The following is a 16,694-nucleotide window of genomic DNA, read 5'->3' as shown; positions in this document are numbered from 1 at the left end:
ATGACCAAATATACAGACCATCTCGGCCGTCCAATCGTTGCCATCACAGGTGCTGGCGTTGTGTCTTCGCTCGGACAGGGCAAGAAGGACAACTGGGCGGCGCTTACCAGCGGACGTTCTGGCATTCATGAAATCACCCGTTTTCCAACTGATAGCCTGAAAACACGCTTCTCTGGCACAGTCGATTTTCTGCCTGAAAGCAATGTCGGCTCTTCCGCTCTGTCTGAGGCGCTCGCGCGTCTTGCAGGTGAAGAAGCGCTTGCACAGTCCGGCTTTTCGGTCAGCGATTTTGGTGGTCCGCTTTTCCTCGCCGCCCCTCCGGTTGAACTCGACTGGAAAAGCCGCTTTGCGCTCGATGCAAGCATCAAGGATGAAGGCCCGGCCAGCTATCAGCTTCTGCTGGAAGCATGCCGTCGTGCGCGTCAGCAAGAACTCTTCAATACAACGCAGTTTGGCTATATCGCTGAACGGCTGTCGGAAGCCTTCGGCACACGCGGCCTGCCAGTAACGCTGTCAACGGCCTGTGCCTCTGGCGCAACGGCTATCCAGCTCGGTGTTGAAGCCATTCGCCGTGGCGAAAGCGACCGCGTTCTGTCGATTGGTACGGACGGTTCTGTATCGGCTGAATCGCTCATCCGCTTTTCACTACTCTCAGCGCTTTCAACGCAAAACGACAAGCCTGAAAAGGCTTCCAAACCCTTCTCAAAGGATCGCGATGGTTTTGCGATGGCTGAGGGTTCAGGCGCGCTGGTCATGGAATCGCTTGAAAGCGCCATCGCACGCGGTGCAAAGGTGCTCGGCATTCTCGCTGGTTGTGGTGAAAAGGCTGACGATTTCCATCGCACCCGCTCAAAGCCAGACGCGTCACCTGCGATTGGCACGGTGCGCGCAGCACTTGCCGATGCTGGCCTGACCGAAGATCAGCTTTCCTATGTCAATGCACATGGCACTTCGACGCCTGAAAATGACAAGATGGAATATCTTGCGCTTTCGACCGTATTTGGTGAGCAGCTTTCTTCGATCCCGGTTTCGTCCAACAAGTCGATGATTGGTCACACATTGACCGCAGCCGGTGCGATTGAAGCCGTGTTCTCGCTGCTAACGATTGAAACTGGCACTCTGCCTCCAACGATCAATTACGACCATGCGGACCCGGCAATTCCGCTGGATGTTGTGCCGAATGTGAAGCGCGAGCAACAAGTTTCTACAGTGATTTCCAACTCATTTGGTTTTGGTGGACAGAACACAAGCCTTGTCTTAACGGCAAATCCGAATTAATCGGACACAGACCTATAAACTCTTCGGTAATCCCGGTTAGCGAAATGCTCTCCGGGATTATGTCTTGAAAAGGATAATTTCATGCGCGCCTTGCAACTTCTCGACGATCGTCGTCTCGAAATGACCGACATTGCTCCGCCAGCTGCTCCCGGCAATGGCGAAGTGACAGTCCGGATCAAGGCCGTTGCACTCAACCATATCGACGTATGGGGCTGGCGCGGCATGGCATTTGCCAAGCGCAAAATGCCACTGGTGATCGGTGCGGAAGCTTCTGGCGTTGTCGATGCAATCGGCCCGGGCGTATCCAATGTTCTGCCGGGTCAGCTTGTTTCGATCTATGGTGCTCGCACCTGTGGTCTCTGCAAAGCCTGCCGTGAAGGTCGCGATAATCTCTGTGAACACGTCGGCGGCGTTCATGGCTTCCATCTTGATGGCTTTGCGTGTGAGGCTGTCAATCTGCCAGCTCGCTTGCTGGTTCCAGCACCTCCCGGCGTTGACGCAATTGGTGCAGCGGTTGCTCCTGTTACTTTTGGTACAGTCGAGCATATGCTGTTTGACAATGCGAAACTTCAGCCGGGCGAAACTGTTCTGGTTCAAGCCGGTGGTTCGGGTATCGGTACGGCCGCTATCCAGCTTGCCAAGAAAATGGGCTGCACGGTCATCACCACGGTTGGTTCTGACGACAAGATCGAAAAGGCCAAGGCACTCGGTGCCGATCATGTCATCAACTATCGTGTTGACCGCTTTGAAGGTGTTGTGCGTAAACTCACCAAGAAGAAGGGCGTTGACGTTGTGTTTGAGCATGTTGGCGCCGACACATGGGCCGGCTCGATGCTTTGCATGAAGCGCGGCGCGCGTCTCGTCACCTGTGGTTCGACTTCGGGTGTTTCAACCAACATGAACCTGATGCAGCTTTTCCAGCAGCAGCTTAAAATCCTCGGCTCTTTTGGTTGCCGCATGGAAAACATGGCTGACGCGATGCAGAAAATGGCGCAGGGCGTTGTTCATCCGGTCATCGATACTATCGTGGGCTTTGATGACATCGGCACTGCCTTGAAGCGCATGGAAGGCCGCGACGTGTTCGGTAAGATCGTGTTGCAGATCGACTAAGCATTCGATGTTCAAGTTCAAGCTTCTTCTCTTCAAATGGTCGCGTAAGCTCAAGCAGTTCAACTATTGGCTTTGGGCGCAGGCTGTGTTCGTGACGCTGGCGCTGTTGCGTCTGCTGCCAGCCAAAAGCGCGATCCGATTTTCGGCATGGTTTGCGCGCAAGGTCGGGCCACTTACTCCACGGCACAAAGTTGCAACCAACAATCTGCGTCATGCCTATCCAGAGAAGAGCGACGCCGAAATTGAAGCAATCGCCATAGAGATGTGGGATTCGATGGCGCGTCTTTTCGCGGAATATATTTTCCTTGATGCGATCTTCGATTTCGATCCACACGCGACGGAACCGGGCCTGATCGAAGTTGACGGCATTCCGATTTTCGAGCGCTTGCGTGATGAAACAAAGCCGCATATCTTCTTCACTGCACATACTGGAAATTTCGAGCTTCTGCCGATTTGTGCCGGTACGTTTGGCCTTGATGTAACTGCCCTCTTCCGCCCGCCGAACAATCCCTATATTGCGAAAACCGTTCTCAAAGCACGCAAGACCAATATGGGTCACCTGGTGCCTTCCAAGGCCGGAGCTGCATGGTCGCTGGCACGCGTTCTGGATAATGGTGGCAATGTTGGCATGCTGGTGGATCAGAAGTTCCAGCGCGGCGTGCCTTCAACCTTCTTTGATCGTCCGGTAAAGACCAATCCTCTGCTCGCCAAGCTTGCGCGTCAGTATGATTGCGATGTTTATCCGGCGCGCTGCATTCGCCTTCCCGGTGGTCGCTATCGGCTTGAGCTGAAAGAGCGCATGGAATTGCCGCGCGACGAAAAAGGCGAGATCGACATTGCCGCAACCGCGCAGCTTCTCAACGACACCGTTGAGGAATGGGTGCGCGAATATCCGGGCCAGTGGATGTGGTTCCACAAGCGCTGGGGTTAAACTCAATATCTGCGTTCGGTCAAAACTGGCCGGGCGCATTTTTATTTTATGATGTGAAAACATCCTGCCAGGGAGACAAACATGCGTCCTATCGCAATCGCCCCGTCCATTCTGTCCGCAGACTTTGCGCGTCTGGGTGAAGAAGTCGATGCCGTGCTCGAAGCCGGTGCTGACTGGGTTCATATCGACGTTATGGACGGCCATTTCGTGCCAAACATCACGTTTGGCCCGCAGGTCGTCAAAGCAATTCGTCCACGCACTCAGGCTTTCTTTGACACCCATCTGATGATTGCCCCATGCGATCTGTATCTGGAAGCTTTCGCCGATGCAGGCTGTGACCTGATAACGGTTCATGCAGAAGCTGGCGCACACACGCACCGTTCGCTGCAGAACATTCGCGCACTCGGCAAAAAATCCGGTCTGGCACTTAACCCGGCGACACCTGTTGAAGCACTGACCAACGTCATTGATGATGTTGATCTCGTGCTCGTCATGACAGTCAATCCGGGCTTTGGTGGCCAGAAATTCATCGCACCTATGCTTGATAAGATCAAACGCGTGCGCGAGATGATTGGCGACCGCCCGATTGACATTGAAGTGGATGGTGGCATTACGCCAGAAACTGCAGGTCTCGTTGTCGCCGCCGGTGCCAATATTCTCGTTGCGGGTTCTGCTGTTTACAAAGGCAACTCTGTTGAGAGCTATGCCGCCAACATCAAAGCTATTCGCGAAGCAGCAGAAGCTGCGCGATAATAGACTTTTTTCTAAGCATGTCTTTATCGGAAAACCGGTATCCACTTTTCCACGACATGCTTTTGTGCGTTGAGCAGAGCCTCAGGCTCTGCTAAACACCGCGCATTCCCTTTACCCAAGACCTGCAGCCCGGCAGACGGGCCGCCAAAACAGGATATGCCCATGATCCCGCGCTATTCCCGGCCAGAAATGGTCGCCATCTGGTCTCCCGAAACCAAGTTCCGCATCTGGTTTGAAATTGAGGCCTATGCATGTGAGGCGCTTGCCGAACTCGGCGTCATTCCAAAGGAAGCCGCAAAGACCATTTGGGAAAAGGGTGACGCTGCGAAATTCGACGTCGCGCGCATCGATGAAATCGAAGCTGTTACCAAGCATGACGTTATCGCGTTCCTGACCCATCTTGCCGAATTTATCGGCCCTGACAGCCGTTTCGTGCATCAGGGCATGACCTCGTCGGATGTGCTTGATACCACGCTCAATGTGCAGCTCGTTCGCGCCGCTGATCTGCTTCTTGCTGGTTTGGACCGCGTGCTTGCAGCGCTCAAAACACGTGCATTTGAACACAAGGACACAGTTCGCATTGGCCGCAGTCATGGCATCCATGCTGAACCAACCACAATGGGCCTGACCTTTGCGCGTTTCTACGCCGAAATGCTACGCAACCGCGCGCGTCTCATCGCAGCACGTGCAGAAATCGCAACCGGTGCCGTATCCGGTGCTGTTGGCACGTTCGCCAATATCGACCCACGCGTTGAAGAATATGTCTGCGAAAAGCTTGGTCTGGAAGCAGAGCCAGTTTCAACGCAGGTCATCCCGCGCGACCGCCATGCCATGTTCTTTGCGACGCTCGGCGTTATCGCTTCGTCGATTGAAAATGTTGCAATCGAAATCCGTCACATGCAGCGCACAGAAGTTCTGGAAGCAGAAGAATTCTTCTCGCCCGGACAGAAGGGCTCGTCGGCAATGCCACACAAGCGCAACCCTGTTTTGACCGAAAACCTGACCGGCCTCGCCCGTCTGGTTCGTATGTCGGTTGTGCCTGCAATGGAAAACGTCGCTCTCTGGCATGAACGCGACATTTCGCATTCAAGCGTTGAGCGCGCAATTGGACCAGACACCACCATCACGCTCGATTTCGCGCTTAACCGTCTTGCTGGCGTTGTCGAAAAGCTGGTTATTTACCCGGAAAATATGCTCAAGAACATGAACAAGTTCCGTGGTCTGGTGCATTCGCAGCGCGTTCTGCTGGCGCTTACACAGGCTGGTGTTTCGCGTGAAGATTCCTACCGCCTCGTGCAGCGCAATGCGATGAAGGTCTGGGAACAGGGTGCAGACTTCCTCGAAGAACTGCTGGCTGATCAGGAAGTGCGTGCTGCGCTTTCAGAAGAGCAGATCCGCGAGAAGTTCGACCTCGGCTATCACACGAAGCATGTGGATACGATTTTCAAGCGCGTCTTCGGTTGAGATTTAGGCTCTGGCGTTGATAAAATGAGTCCGAAAAAAGCCCCGTGTTTCTGTAAACATGGGGCTTTTTATTATTTCGGATTAGGCGCTCTTTTTGATCGTATTGATCACATTACCCCATGGGTCTTCAAAGACGTGGTTATTACCGCCACGCGTGTCTTCCATTTCAACCCATGCAAGGCCAGTTCGGTCCTTGTCACGCAAGCCAGCGCCTGAACTCTGCCACGCGTTAGCACCGATATGGTGGTGATAACCGCCGGTCGATAAGAACACAGCCTTATCGCCATAGGTCTGCACGGTATTAAAGCCCAGTTCCTTGTTCCAGAAAGCTTCCGCATCTTTGGCATTGCCAACGCGCAAGTGAACATGGCCGACTACCGTATTCTGCGGCGCGCCAGTCCACTCGCCACCTTCGCGCTTTCCGGTTTCGAGCAGATCGCCAACATCAAGCGCTTCTGTGCCCATGACCACGCGATCACCATTCCACTGCCATGTCTTATGTGGGCGATCAGAATAGATTTCGATGCCATTGCCTTCAGGATCGGTCAGATAAATCGCTTCGCTGACATTGTGGTCAGATGCACCAGCAACGGGTAGCTGCTTGTCGATGGCACGGCGCGACCAGCGCGCGAGATCTCCACGAGTCGGTAGCAAGAAAGCCGTGTGATAAAGACCAGCGCTGCGTGGATCATCTGCTTTAGCGGCAGAAAACTGCTCGATTTCCATTAGTTCGCGATCACCAGCGCCAAGCACAATCGAAGCGCCACGGCGGGTCATTTCGCGCAAGCCCACCACATCGCGATAATACTCAGCCAGCGTCTCCGCATCGCGCGCCTTCAAACCAATGCGCGCCACCCGGACAGGTGTCGTCATTGCAAAAGGTAAAGGAGCAGCTTTGGCTGACTGCTCGCCAGCAACTTTGTTTAATGTCTCGGTCATTTCATTCTCCTTCGACGGCGTCTCAGCGCGCGCGGAAAGCATACTGCTCATCACGGCAGCCCCTGCAGAACCCAATATCTTTCTTCTGCTCATGGCCATGGCCGGGTATCCTCTCCGTTGTTTTCTTCCCGCTAAAGATCACAATTTAGAGAGCATTCCACAAGACAGCGTTCAGCGAACAAGCTGTTCATCATTTGGATCATCTGCGTTGCGACATCAGCGCTATAGCCTAGCTTGAAGATGAGTTGAAACGGCTCTAAATAGGGATCATGAAAGTCAAAGATTCCGATATTCTCATCATTCCCGGTTACACCAATTCCGGCCCTGATCACTGGCAGACCCGCTGGGAGAGCAAGCTCTCGACGGCGCGACGTGTTGAACAGGCCGAATGGTCGAAGCCCGTCAAAGACGATTGGGTAGCGGAGCTGGTTAAAGCCGCTAATGAAGCGACAAAGCCAATCGTGCTTGTTGCGCATTCGCTTGGCGTTGCAACGGCACTCCATGCCATTCCGCACATTCAGCATAAGGTTGCGGGTGCATTCTTTGTTGCCCCGCCTGACGTCTCGAATGACAAAATCAGACCCAAGCACCTGATGACATTTGGCCCTTATCCGCGCGAACGTCTGCCGTTTCCAACCATTGCCGTTGTCAGTCGCAACGATCCGTTCTCAAGCTTTGAGGCCGCAGAAGAAGTGGTGAAGGATTGGGGGGCATTGCTGATTGATGCTGGTGATGCGGGGCATATCAACTCAGAATCAGGTCATGGGCCGTGGCCAGAAGGTTCTATGGTATTTGCTGAGTTTATGACTAAACTTGAACCGCCGAAATCACATTAAAACAATATGTTAGATAAGTTTCTGATGAAATAGATTCAGATCAGCTTAAGAAACGGCAGATAAAATATCTGCCGCTTTATTTTTTAAGCGCGAATTGCATCAACGAGCGTTTTGGCACCAAGGCGCATATAGCCGCCGTCACTAGCGAGAGTTAAAAACTGAAAGCCGAGCGGCATGTAGCGGCGTGCAAATTCTGCTGTCGGCGAGTAGATTCCAGCGAATTTACCTGCGGCAGCTGCCTTGCGTGCAATCTTGGTGATCGGCTCAATGATGGCGTCTGAATCCGGGTTGGCTTCGCGGCCGTTGCTCCATGCAATCGAGAAATCCGCAGGGCCAACAAAAACGCCATCAATGCCGCGGACATCGAGAATCGCATCCAGCGCATCATAGGCATCGCGTGTTTCAATCATCGCGAAAGCCAGCGTTTCCTGATTTGCGGTAACGAGATAATCGTTTGAGCCAGGCGTGCCGTAATCGGCATTGGCGCGGAAAACGCCCCATGAACGCTCGCCAATCGGCGGATACTTCATTGAAGCGGAAAATTTACGCGCATCTTCGACCGAATTGATCATGGGAGCAATGACTGCCTGTGCGCCAAAATCGAGTGCCCGGCTCGCCATATCGAAGCGTCCGACAGGAATGCGAACCACTGGTGGTTTGCCCGCATTCAGGATAAGCCCAAGGCTGCGCAGCACACTTTGCTCATCATGCCCGCCATGCTGCATATCAAGCGTTACCGCGTCAAAAGCGCTATGCGCCAACACTTCTACAGTAAGTGGTTCCGGCAATGACGACCATGCCGATAGAACAGTTTCTCCGGCACGAAGACGCGAAGACAATGACATGCTTATTCCCCTGCATTACAAAAACGAAGGGCGGAAACGCTGTCTGTTTATTTTAACGCGCATCTTATCCCGAAAACCGGTTCCCACTTTTCGGGATGCGCTATCAGCATTTCCGCTCTTTATTACCAGTTAGTCTTTCTGAACTTGCTGGATCGCTTCCTCAAGGAAAGCGAACATCTTTTCGCGAATGGTCTCATCCGTAACGCTCACGCTGGCGGCATCAAAATCGGCACGCAACTTGCGGAAAACGTCTTCATCGCCTGCTTCTTCAAAGTCAGCGGCAACAACTTCACGCGCATAGGCGTCTGCATCCGCATCGTGCTTACCGAGAAGCTCTGCTGCCCAAAGGCCAAGAATCTTATTGCGGCGGGCTTCGGCCTTGAAGCGCAGTTCAGCATCGAGTGCGAATTTGCTTTCAAAAGCGTTGCGGCGATCGTCCATGCCAGTGGCCATTCATAGAACTCCCAAGCTGTTAACTTATATGAGATCGTCAACCGTTCTCTTGCCTAAAGCTGGCAAGGGGCGCAAGATTATACAAGAGCCAAAAGTCACTTTCTTGATTTATCTGGCTCTGAAACGCTTAAAACGGGGGAACGGGTACAAAGCAGGATTGTTAAAAGCCCACAATTGCTATACGTAGCCCGCGAGAATAGCGGCAAATGCCGATCATCACATTTTTGGAAATCCGAGAAAAGCCATGAACCGTCGCCGCCGTATTTACGAGGGCAAGGCCAAGATTCTTTATGAAGGCCCTGAACCCGGTACTCTTGTCCAGTTCTTCAAAGATGACGCAACCGCGTTCAACGCGAAGAAGCATGAAGTTGTTGACGGAAAAGGCGTGTTGAACAACCGCATTTCTGAGCACATTTTCACGCAGCTCAACCGTATTGGTATTCCGACTCACTTTATCCGCCGCCTCAACATGCGAGAGCAGCTGATCAAGGAAGTCGAAATCATTCCGCTTGAAGTCGTTGTCCGTAACGTTGCGGCAGGTTCGCTGTCGACGCGCCTCGGCATCGAAGAAGGCACTGTCCTGCCGCGCTCGATCATCGAGTTCTATTACAAGGCAGATGCTCTCAACGACCCAATGGTCACGGAAGAACATATCACTGCTTTTGGCTGGGCCAGCCCTGCGGAAATCGACGACATTATGGCTCTCGCCATCCGCGTCAACGACTTCCTTACAGGCCTGTTCCTTGGCATCGGCATCCAGCTTGTTGATTTCAAGATGGAATGCGGACGTCTGTTTGAAGGCGACATGATGCGTATCGTTGTCGCTGACGAAATTTCGCCAGACTCAGCGCGGCTTTGGGATATCAACACCAATGACAAGCTCGATAAGGACCGCTTCCGCCGCGATATGGGCGGACTGGTTGAGGCCTATCAGGAAGTGGCACGTCGTCTCGGCATCATGAACGAGAACGAAACGCCCCGTCCTTCCGGCCCTACGCTTGTGAAGTAAAATCCGCACAGCCCGGAACGAAAGTTACCGGGCTGTTTTCATTTGGCTAAGTAAATCAGGAACTACTCAGTGATTAAGGCACGCGTCACCGTTACACTCAAAAACGGCGTTCTCGACCCGCAGGGCAAAGCTATTGTCGGCGCGCTCGGCAGCCTGAATTTCGAAGGCGTCAACTCTGTCCGTCAGGGCAAGGTCTTCGATCTCGAAATCGAAGGCTCGGACAAGGCTAAAGCTGAAGCCGAAATCAAAGCCATGTGCGAGAAGCTGCTCGCCAACACGGTTATTGAAGACTACGCAATCGTCATCGCCTGACGCGCTGCGCTCAGCGGGTATTTTTTGCGCGCTTTCAGATCGCACGACGCGCTCTGAAGCCCTCAGATTCAAAGAGACATAAAACGCCATGAAAGCAGCAGTCGTTCTTCTCCCCGGCCTCAACCGTGACCGCGACATGATTGCAGCCGTCACCAAGATTTCCGGTCAGGCACCAATCACCGTCTGGCAGACAGATACATCCATCCCTGATGATGTTGATCTTATTCTGATCCCCGGCGGCTTTTCCTATGGTGACTATCTGCGTTGCGGCGCGATTGCAGCACGTATGCCAATCATGCAGGCTATTCGTGAGAAAGCCGACAAAGGCGTGATGGTTATCGGCGTTTGCAACGGCTTCCAGATTCTCGTCGAAGCAGGAATGTTGCCGGGCGCGCTGATGCGCAATACTTCGCTGAAATTCGTCTGCCGCGAAGTGAAGCTCGAAGTGAGCAACGCCAACACGTCCTTCACCCGCAGCTATCAGCCGGGCCAGATCATTCGTTGCCCAGTCGCGCATCATGACGGCAATTACTTTGCCGATGCGGAAACATTGAAGCGCATCGAAGGTGAAGGTCAGGTTGTATTCCGCTATGCGGAAGGCACCAACCCGAACGGCTCGGTCAACGATATTGCCGGTATTGTCAATGCTCGCGGGAATGTTCTCGGCATGATGCCACATCCTGAAAACCTGATTGAAGGCGCGCATGGCGGCAATGATGGCCGTGCGCTTTTTGCAGGCGCATTGGGAATTGCCGCTTAAAAAGGCATACCCAAATTAATTTTTTAAAACGGCCTTTGTCAGAAAACGAAGGCCGTTTTTTATTACACCTCTAATGACCAATTCCATTTACGCACCAGATGCAAGCGACTAGCGCAACCTGTAGATTCGTGGCAGCTTGGGTATTGCATACTTCCTGCGGCAACCGAATCGGGGAACTATAACGATGCAATTATATTCACGCCCACTCTCCCCCTATTCCGCTTTTGTACGTGGTGTTCTTTATCTCAAGGAACTTCCGTTCAAACCGATCAGCCTTCCTTATCCGTTTCCGGCGGATTTCAGCCATGTGACGCCGCTTAAGCGCGTACCCGTGCTGATCACTGGTTCCGGCGAAAAGCTGTTTGAAGCAGCGGTCATTGCGGAATATCTTGAAGATCATTTCCCAGAAACGCCAATCCTGCCCGGAACCCCGCGCGAGCGTGCATTGATCCGGCTCTTGGCTCGCGTGGCTGAACTCGACGTACTCGGACCAGCCATGAAGTTGATGATTCTTCTCAGCAAGCCTGAAAGAGATGCGGCGTCCATTGATCGTCTTTTTGCCAAGCTGCACACGGGCTTGAGCGTTGTGGAGTCACGTCTAACGGATCATGATTTCGCGCTCTCGGATGCGCCAACCCTCGCCGACGCTTGGCTTGTACCAATTCGCTTCCTAATGGAGCCGCTCAAGAAGCTTTCCGGCAAGAGCGATTTGCTGGATGCTTACCCCAAATTTGACACATATGCGGTGAAAGCAAATCAGGATCCGGTCTTTGAGCTTGTCACGAATGAAATGAGTGACGGGCTAAAGGCATTCATGCCTCAACTCGCCTGAGTTAAAAAATTCAAAAAGCGTATCCGATGAGGATACGCTTTTAACATTCTTTCTATACGTTTTGAGCAAGATGCGCATTAGCTATCATCGTCAAAGCGTCCCCATGGAGTCCTCCTTGAAGAATAAGACCATCGCGCTTGCAGCACTGTCTGCGCTTGCATTTCTTGCGGCCTGTGCACCGAAGCCTTCGCCTCGCCCGGCTTCAGCAAATGTCAGCAAAGCAGCCCTTGCAACAATGGAGCGCATTGCTGTGGGTGCCAATAATTGCTGGTTTAAATCCAAGGATAAAGACTTCCGTGGCTATGCTTTTGCGCCAGAACTGAACTCTTTCACCGGACGCCCACGCATGTTGGTGGTGCCTGCACGTAATCTTGCGGAACGCCCGCTGCTTGTTGTGCAGGCAGAAGGCAATCCAGCGCGGATTGAAGCCTTTGGACCAATGATGCAGCAGGCGCACAGCAGCCGTATCAGCGCCGATATTAATCGCTGGGCATCTGGACAAAAAGACTGCGGCTAGGGCAAGTTATCGAATATGGAAGCGCACTTTACGCGCTTCCATATCGGCAGCACTGCGAGAAAGCCCAATATCCCTGAGCTGCTCGTCGGTCAGGTCCATCAACTGAATACGGCTGCGACGTAACATTGCGCGGTGAGAAAACCACGACGTAAATCTCTGCCAGACAGACCGCGTGTTCGCAGGAACCTCACGCTCAACAGCCTGAATTGTATCAATTGTATCGATTTCGTCGTACTTAATCGGGACGAATGTCATCGCAAAACGCCTTATTGCTGCGTGTATTCTTCGCTTTGCATCAATTCGATGCGCTGAAGCGTAAATACAATTGACTCAAATATCGATACAATGCTTATATTGTAACCATGACAAATTGGCTTCCCGATCTTTCCGGCAAATCTGGCCCGCTCTATCTTCAGCTTGCTGATGCGATTGAAGACGCGATCGCAAACAATTCATTGCCAGCGGGAGAGAAACTGCCACCACAGCGCAATCTCGCCTTCGATCTGAAGGTGACAATTGGTACAATCGGCCGAGCTTATGCGCTTGCGCACGAGCGCGGGCTCGTGACGGGTGAAGTCGGGCGCGGGACATATGTGCTTGGCAAGACTGGCAGCCAAACTGCAACAGCCCCTTATTCAAGCGACGGTATTGCGGGAACGCGCATTCAGGATGCTCCGGCAGACAAGGGGCGCTTTGACACGACTGCTGCGCCAGATGTCGGACAAAATGCTATCCTTGAGTCGCTGATTACATCGGTTATTCGCAAGTATCCGCATGAGGTCGTCAACTACACGCGACATTTCCCACAACATTGGCTCGAGGCCGGTCGGCAATGGCTTAATCAGGAAAATGCTCCTGCCGATGCCAGCAATATTGTCATCACCAATGGCGCACATGCCGGTGCCGTCGCTGCAATCACAGCCTTTACCTCGCCCGGCGATCGTATTGTTTTTGAAGAACTGACTTACACACAGATAAGCCGGTCCGTGAAAATTGCCGGACGACGCGTGGCAATCGCCGCGAGTGACGAATACGGCATGATCCCAGACGAATTCGAGCGGATTTGCAACCAGCAACACCCCACAATGGCATTTCTCATGCCAAGCATTCATAATCCAACGCTTACGACCATGCCATATGAACGCCGGGTGGCTATCGCCAATATCGCAGCACGGCACAATGTCTGGCTTATTGAAGACGACACCTATGGGGTTATGACGCGGTCAAATATCCCCAAAATTGCTGATATTGCGCCCGAACGCACATTTCTTTTGGGCAGCCTTTCAAAGGCTGTAACAGCTGGCTTGCGTTGCGGCTGGGCGGCCTGCCCGCCGCATTGCGCGCAGCGCTTACGTGTAACGCACAAACTCATGACTGGCGGCGTTTCATTTTTGCTAGCAGAAACAACGGCGCAGATGGTGCTTTCCGGTCAGGCAAGCGCTCTGCTGGATAAATGTTCCGCTGAAATTGAATGGCGCGAACAACTGGCCCGCAGAATCTTTGCAGGCTATGACTTTGTATCGTCACCCCACGTTCCAATCCTCTGGCTGAAACTGCCGGAGCCATGGCTAGCCAGCACTTTTAAAGCAGCAGCCTATGAAAACGGCTTACTGATTGATGATGAAGACGAGTTCAAAGCCGGGCGGATTGAGCGTAATTATCATCGCGTTCGCATTGCTTTTTCCTCACCGACAGACCGCAACGACATCGAAAATGGCTTCACAACTTTGCGGCAATTGCTGGAAAATGGTCAGGTGGGCTATGAGGGTAGCATTTGAGCCGGGAAATCGGCATTTTCCTGTCGCGCTTCGGGCAGAGTTAGGTTAAAGAGGCCCCTTGAAACCTTAGGTGTCCGCCCTTCGGCAGAAGTTTCCGGGTACCGCAGCCTGCGACGGGGTCCCTCATCTCGATGACTATTTCCAATAAGCGCGATATCACGCCTGAACTTATCCAAGCTCACGGCCTGAAGCCCGACGAATATCAGCGAATTCTCGACCTGATCGGGCGCGAACCAAGCTTCACCGAACTTGGCATTTTCTCGGCCATGTGGAACGAACATTGTTCCTACAAGTCGTCGAAGAAGTGGCTCCGTACACTTCCTACCACGGGCCCACGCGTCATTCAGGGACCGGGCGAAAATGCCGGTGTCGTGGACATTGGCGATGGCGACTGTGTCGTCTTCAAGATGGAAAGCCACAACCATCCGTCTTACATCGAGCCTTATCAGGGCGCTGCAACTGGTGTTGGCGGCATTCTGCGTGACGTATTCACGATGGGCGCACGTCCGATTGCGGCCATGAATGCACTGCGCTTTGGCGAGCCTGACCATCCAAAGACCCGTCATCTGGTATCTGGTGTTGTTTCCGGTGTTGGCGGTTATGGCAATGCTTTCGGCGTTCCGACCGTTGGCGGCGAAGTGAATTTCGACAAGCGCTACAATGGCAATATCCTCGTCAATGCATTTGCTGCGGGTCTTGCCAAGCATGACGGCATCTTCCTGTCTGAAGCCAAGGGCGTTGGTCTGCCGGTTGTCTATCTTGGCGCCAAGACCGGCCGTGACGGTGTTGGCGGTGCCACAATGGCATCGGCTGAATTCGACGAATCGATTGAAGAAAAGCGCCCGACCGTTCAGGTTGGCGATCCATTTACTGAAAAGTGCCTTCTTGAAGCCTGCCTTGAACTGATGGCTTCTGGTGCAGTTATCGCGATTCAGGACATGGGTGCAGCGGGTCTTACCTGTTCTGCAGTTGAAATGGGTGCCAAGGGCGATCTCGGTATCGAACTCATCCTCGACCATGTTCCGGTTCGCGAAGTGAACATGACAGCTTATGAAATGATGCTGTCAGAAAGCCAGGAGCGTATGCTCATGGTTCTTAAGCCTGAAATGGAAGAAGAAGCACAGGCAATCTTCCGCAAGTGGGGCCTTGATTTCGCAATCGTTGGTAAGACCACGGATGATCTCAGGTTCCGCGTCATTCATCAGGGCGAAGAAGTCGCCAATCTGCCGATCAAGGAACTCGGTGACGAGGCTCCTGAATATGATCGTCCGTGGATGGAACCGGGCAAGCACGCGCCGCTGCCAGCAGCCAATGTGCCGCAGGTTGAAGACTATTCGGATGCGCTGCTCAAGCTGATCGGCTCACCGGATGGCTCATCGCGCCGCTGGGTTTATGAGCAGTATGATACGCTCATTCAGGGCAATTCATTGCAGCTTCCGGGCGGTGATGCAGGTGTAGTCCGCGTTGAAGGCCATGCAACCAAGGCACTCGCTTTCTCGTCGGACGTAACGCCGCGCTATTGCGAAGCGGATCCTTTCGAAGGTGGCAAGCAGGCAGTTGCCGAATGCTGGCGCAACATTACTGCAACCGGTGCTGAGCCACTTGCTTCCACTGACAATCTGAACTTCGGCAATCCTGAAAAGCCGGAAATCATGGGGCAGCTTGTCAAAGCTATCGAAGGTATCGGCGAAGCCTGCCGTGCGCTCGACTTCCCAATCGTTTCGGGCAACGTCTCGCTTTACAACGAAACCAATGGTCAGGCGATCTTGCCAACTCCGACCATTGCAGGCGTTGGCCTCATCCCTGACTGGTCGCAGATGGCCAAAATCGGCGGCATGCAGGATGGCGATACGCTGGTTCTGCTCGGTGGCGACGGCTCACATCTTGGCCAGTCGGTCTATCTGCGCGATCTGTTTGACCGTGCTGACGGCCCTGCTCCGACGGTTGATCTTGCGCTTGAAAAGCGTAACGGCGAATTCGTTCGTTCGGCGATCCGCAATGGTCAGGTCACTGCCTGTCACGATCTTTCCGATGGCGGCCTTGCAGTTGCGATTGCTGAAATGGCAATCAAGTCCGGCAAGGGTGCAACGCTTGATGCAGGCGATGGCCTGCCGCATGCAGTGTTGTTTGGTGAAGATCAGGCGCGTTACGTGGTTGCTGCGACGCCAGAAATGGCAAACCTGATTGCTTTGAATGCAGAAGGCGCAGGAATCGCTTTCCGCAAACTGGGAACAGTAGGCGGTGACCGTCTGAAATTCGGTGCCATTGTTGATGTTGCAGTCAGCGACCTCAACAACGCTTTTGAAGGATGGTTCCCGGGCTTCATGAGTGCCGAGGCTGCCGTCGACAACTAATCGTTTTCGGTTAAAACGGCTATCAAAAGACGCCCGAACAGTAATCCTGCTTCGGGCGTTTGCTTGTCGGCGATTTAAAAGTTAGACAGTTGAAGATTGACGTATCAGGATGATGCGTTACGATTCTATAATATTAAAAAGCCTAAAAACGGCAGGAGACTTTGCATGGCTATGGACGCTCATGAGATCGAAAAACTGATACGCGAAGGTATTCCCGGCGCAAAGGTTACGATCCGCGACCTTGCCGGAGACGGAGATCATTATGCCGCCGAAGTGGTTGCGGAAAGCTTCCGCGGCAAGTCGCGCGTGCAGCAGCACCAGATGGTTTATGATGCGCTGAAGGGCAACATGGGCGGCGTACTTCATGCGCTCGCACTCCAAACCAGCGTGCCTGAGTAAATAAACAATGCAGCCTGTGTTTGTCTGACATATTTGAATACAGGCTGCGGCAAGATGCTACCCCCGATATAGCGCGGTCTCTCGCTAATTTGTCTTGATTTCACCTTGAGAGGGTGATTACCAA

Annotated in this window: 18 protein-coding genes; 14 read left to right on the top strand and 4 right to left on the bottom strand. The window is 53.2% G+C overall.

What is annotated here, in order from left to right; translation table 11 throughout:
- The 5 genes from U2P60_RS13965 to purB all read left to right on the top strand — a co-directional run bounded on the left by U2P60_RS13965 (position 1) and on the right by purB (position 5,536).
- Positions 1–1,278 (top strand): beta-ketoacyl-ACP synthase, encoded by a 1,278-nt coding sequence (locus tag U2P60_RS13965; RefSeq protein WP_413573061.1) that lies wholly within the window; start codon positions 1–3, stop codon positions 1,276–1,278.
- A gap of 81 nt (positions 1,279–1,359) precedes the next feature.
- Entirely contained in the window at positions 1,360–2,388 is a 1,029-nt protein-coding gene (locus U2P60_RS13960) for a zinc-binding dehydrogenase (protein WP_064320495.1), read from the top strand.
- Between the two features lie 7 nt (positions 2,389–2,395).
- Positions 2,396–3,319 carry a lipid A biosynthesis lauroyl acyltransferase gene (locus U2P60_RS13955; RefSeq protein ID WP_313828403.1) on the top strand — a complete coding sequence of 308 codons (924 nt, stop codon included), beginning with the start codon at positions 2,396–2,398 and terminating at the stop codon, positions 3,317–3,319.
- Between the two features lie 81 nt (positions 3,320–3,400).
- The gene (gene rpe, locus U2P60_RS13950; protein WP_413573060.1) at positions 3,401–4,072 is read left to right on the top strand and encodes a ribulose-phosphate 3-epimerase; all 672 of its coding nucleotides are present in this window, start codon (positions 3,401–3,403) and stop codon (positions 4,070–4,072) included.
- A gap of 162 nt (positions 4,073–4,234) precedes the next feature.
- A complete protein-coding gene (gene purB, locus U2P60_RS13945; RefSeq protein WP_313828401.1) occupies positions 4,235–5,536 on the top strand; it encodes an adenylosuccinate lyase in 1,302 nt (433 codons plus the stop codon).
- An 81-nt stretch (positions 5,537–5,617) separates the two neighbouring features.
- On the opposite strand, the gene U2P60_RS13940 is transcribed toward purB, so the two are convergent.
- A complete protein-coding gene (locus tag U2P60_RS13940) occupies positions 5,618–6,574 on the bottom strand; it encodes a VOC family protein (RefSeq protein ID WP_413573059.1) in 957 nt (318 codons plus the stop codon).
- Between the two features lie 170 nt (positions 6,575–6,744).
- Here U2P60_RS13940 and U2P60_RS13935 point away from each other — a divergent pair, with 170 nt between their 5' ends.
- Entirely contained in the window at positions 6,745–7,311 is a 567-nt protein-coding gene (locus tag U2P60_RS13935; RefSeq protein WP_313828399.1) for an alpha/beta hydrolase, read from the top strand.
- Between the two features lie 83 nt (positions 7,312–7,394).
- On the opposite strand, the gene U2P60_RS13930 is transcribed toward U2P60_RS13935, so the two are convergent.
- Both U2P60_RS13930 and U2P60_RS13925 read right to left on the bottom strand, forming a co-directional pair.
- Positions 7,395–8,162: an HpcH/HpaI aldolase/citrate lyase family protein gene (locus U2P60_RS13930; RefSeq protein ID WP_313828630.1), complete on the bottom strand. Its 768-nt coding sequence runs from the start codon at positions 8,160–8,162 to the stop codon at positions 7,395–7,397.
- Positions 8,163–8,285: 123 nt separating this feature from the next.
- Complete coding sequence (locus U2P60_RS13925; protein WP_250039684.1) at positions 8,286–8,609, bottom strand: DUF1476 domain-containing protein; 324 nt, start codon at positions 8,607–8,609, stop codon at positions 8,286–8,288.
- Positions 8,610–8,853: 244 nt separating this feature from the next.
- On the opposite strand from U2P60_RS13925, the gene purC reads away from it, so the two are divergent.
- The 5 genes from purC (at position 8,854) to U2P60_RS13900 (ending at position 12,039) form a co-directional block, all read left to right on the top strand.
- Positions 8,854–9,618: a phosphoribosylaminoimidazolesuccinocarboxamide synthase gene (purC, locus tag U2P60_RS13920; protein ID WP_250039682.1), complete on the top strand. Its 765-nt coding sequence runs from the start codon at positions 8,854–8,856 to the stop codon at positions 9,616–9,618.
- A gap of 69 nt (positions 9,619–9,687) precedes the next feature.
- Positions 9,688–9,930 (top strand): phosphoribosylformylglycinamidine synthase subunit PurS, encoded by a 243-nt coding sequence (gene purS, locus U2P60_RS13915; RefSeq protein ID WP_413573058.1) that lies wholly within the window; start codon positions 9,688–9,690, stop codon positions 9,928–9,930.
- 88 nt (positions 9,931–10,018) lie between these two features.
- Complete coding sequence (purQ, locus tag U2P60_RS13910) at positions 10,019–10,690, top strand: phosphoribosylformylglycinamidine synthase subunit PurQ (RefSeq protein WP_250039680.1); 672 nt, start codon at positions 10,019–10,021, stop codon at positions 10,688–10,690.
- A gap of 184 nt (positions 10,691–10,874) precedes the next feature.
- Positions 10,875–11,522: a glutathione S-transferase family protein gene (locus tag U2P60_RS13905; RefSeq protein ID WP_413573057.1), complete on the top strand. Its 648-nt coding sequence runs from the start codon at positions 10,875–10,877 to the stop codon at positions 11,520–11,522.
- Between the two features lie 115 nt (positions 11,523–11,637).
- Positions 11,638–12,039 carry a hypothetical protein gene (locus U2P60_RS13900; protein ID WP_413573056.1) on the top strand — a complete coding sequence of 134 codons (402 nt, stop codon included), beginning with the start codon at positions 11,638–11,640 and terminating at the stop codon, positions 12,037–12,039.
- A 6-nt stretch (positions 12,040–12,045) separates the two neighbouring features.
- Here the strand turns inward: U2P60_RS13900 and U2P60_RS13895 are convergent, their stop codons facing one another.
- On the bottom strand, positions 12,046–12,294 hold the full coding sequence (locus U2P60_RS13895; RefSeq protein WP_413573055.1) for a DUF1127 domain-containing protein: 249 nt from the start codon (positions 12,292–12,294) through the stop codon (positions 12,046–12,048).
- Between the two features lie 107 nt (positions 12,295–12,401).
- Here U2P60_RS13895 and U2P60_RS13890 point away from each other — a divergent pair, with 107 nt between their 5' ends.
- The 3 genes from U2P60_RS13890 (at position 12,402) to U2P60_RS13880 (ending at position 16,570) form a co-directional block, all read left to right on the top strand.
- Entirely contained in the window at positions 12,402–13,817 is a 1,416-nt protein-coding gene (locus U2P60_RS13890; protein ID WP_413573054.1) for a PLP-dependent aminotransferase family protein, read from the top strand.
- 131 nt (positions 13,818–13,948) lie between these two features.
- Positions 13,949–16,171, top strand: coding sequence for a phosphoribosylformylglycinamidine synthase subunit PurL (purL, locus tag U2P60_RS13885; RefSeq protein WP_413573053.1), 2,223 nt, complete (start codon positions 13,949–13,951; stop codon positions 16,169–16,171).
- A gap of 165 nt (positions 16,172–16,336) precedes the next feature.
- The gene (locus U2P60_RS13880; RefSeq protein WP_007874594.1) at positions 16,337–16,570 is read left to right on the top strand and encodes a BolA/IbaG family iron-sulfur metabolism protein; all 234 of its coding nucleotides are present in this window, start codon (positions 16,337–16,339) and stop codon (positions 16,568–16,570) included.
- Positions 16,571–16,694 lie beyond the last annotated feature (124 nt).

This window comes from Brucella sp. H1_1004, from assembly GCF_047308065.1.
Taxonomy (GTDB): domain Bacteria; phylum Pseudomonadota; class Alphaproteobacteria; order Rhizobiales; family Rhizobiaceae; genus Brucella; species Brucella pseudogrignonensis_B.
This window is presented reverse-complemented; position numbering and strand designations above follow the sequence as displayed.

Excerpts from the sequence above, each read along its gene's own strand:
- U2P60_RS13965 (WP_413573061.1), top strand. The coding sequence starts at position 1 with ATGACCAAATATACAGACCATCTCGGCCGTCCAATCGTTGCCATCACA.
- U2P60_RS13960 (WP_064320495.1), top strand. The coding sequence starts at position 1,360 with ATGCGCGCCTTGCAACTTCTCGACGATCGTCGTCTCGAAATGACCGAC.
- U2P60_RS13955 (WP_313828403.1), top strand. The coding sequence starts at position 2,396 with ATGTTCAAGTTCAAGCTTCTTCTCTTCAAATGGTCGCGTAAGCTCAAG.
- rpe (WP_413573060.1), top strand. The coding sequence starts at position 3,401 with ATGCGTCCTATCGCAATCGCCCCGTCCATTCTGTCCGCAGACTTTGCG.
- purB (WP_313828401.1), top strand. The coding sequence starts at position 4,235 with ATGATCCCGCGCTATTCCCGGCCAGAAATGGTCGCCATCTGGTCTCCC.
- U2P60_RS13940 (WP_413573059.1), bottom strand. The coding sequence starts at position 6,574 with ATGGCCATGAGCAGAAGAAAGATATTGGGTTCTGCAGGGGCTGCCGTG.
- U2P60_RS13935 (WP_313828399.1), top strand. The coding sequence starts at position 6,745 with ATGAAAGTCAAAGATTCCGATATTCTCATCATTCCCGGTTACACCAAT.
- U2P60_RS13925 (WP_250039684.1), bottom strand. The coding sequence starts at position 8,609 with ATGGCCACTGGCATGGACGATCGCCGCAACGCTTTTGAAAGCAAATTC.
- purC (WP_250039682.1), top strand. The coding sequence starts at position 8,854 with ATGAACCGTCGCCGCCGTATTTACGAGGGCAAGGCCAAGATTCTTTAT.
- purQ (WP_250039680.1), top strand. The coding sequence starts at position 10,019 with ATGAAAGCAGCAGTCGTTCTTCTCCCCGGCCTCAACCGTGACCGCGAC.
- U2P60_RS13905 (WP_413573057.1), top strand. The coding sequence starts at position 10,875 with ATGCAATTATATTCACGCCCACTCTCCCCCTATTCCGCTTTTGTACGT.
- U2P60_RS13895 (WP_413573055.1), bottom strand. The coding sequence starts at position 12,294 with ATGACATTCGTCCCGATTAAGTACGACGAAATCGATACAATTGATACA.
- U2P60_RS13890 (WP_413573054.1), top strand. The coding sequence starts at position 12,402 with ATGACAAATTGGCTTCCCGATCTTTCCGGCAAATCTGGCCCGCTCTAT.
- purL (WP_413573053.1), top strand. The coding sequence starts at position 13,949 with ATGACTATTTCCAATAAGCGCGATATCACGCCTGAACTTATCCAAGCT.
- U2P60_RS13880 (WP_007874594.1), top strand. The coding sequence starts at position 16,337 with ATGGCTATGGACGCTCATGAGATCGAAAAACTGATACGCGAAGGTATT.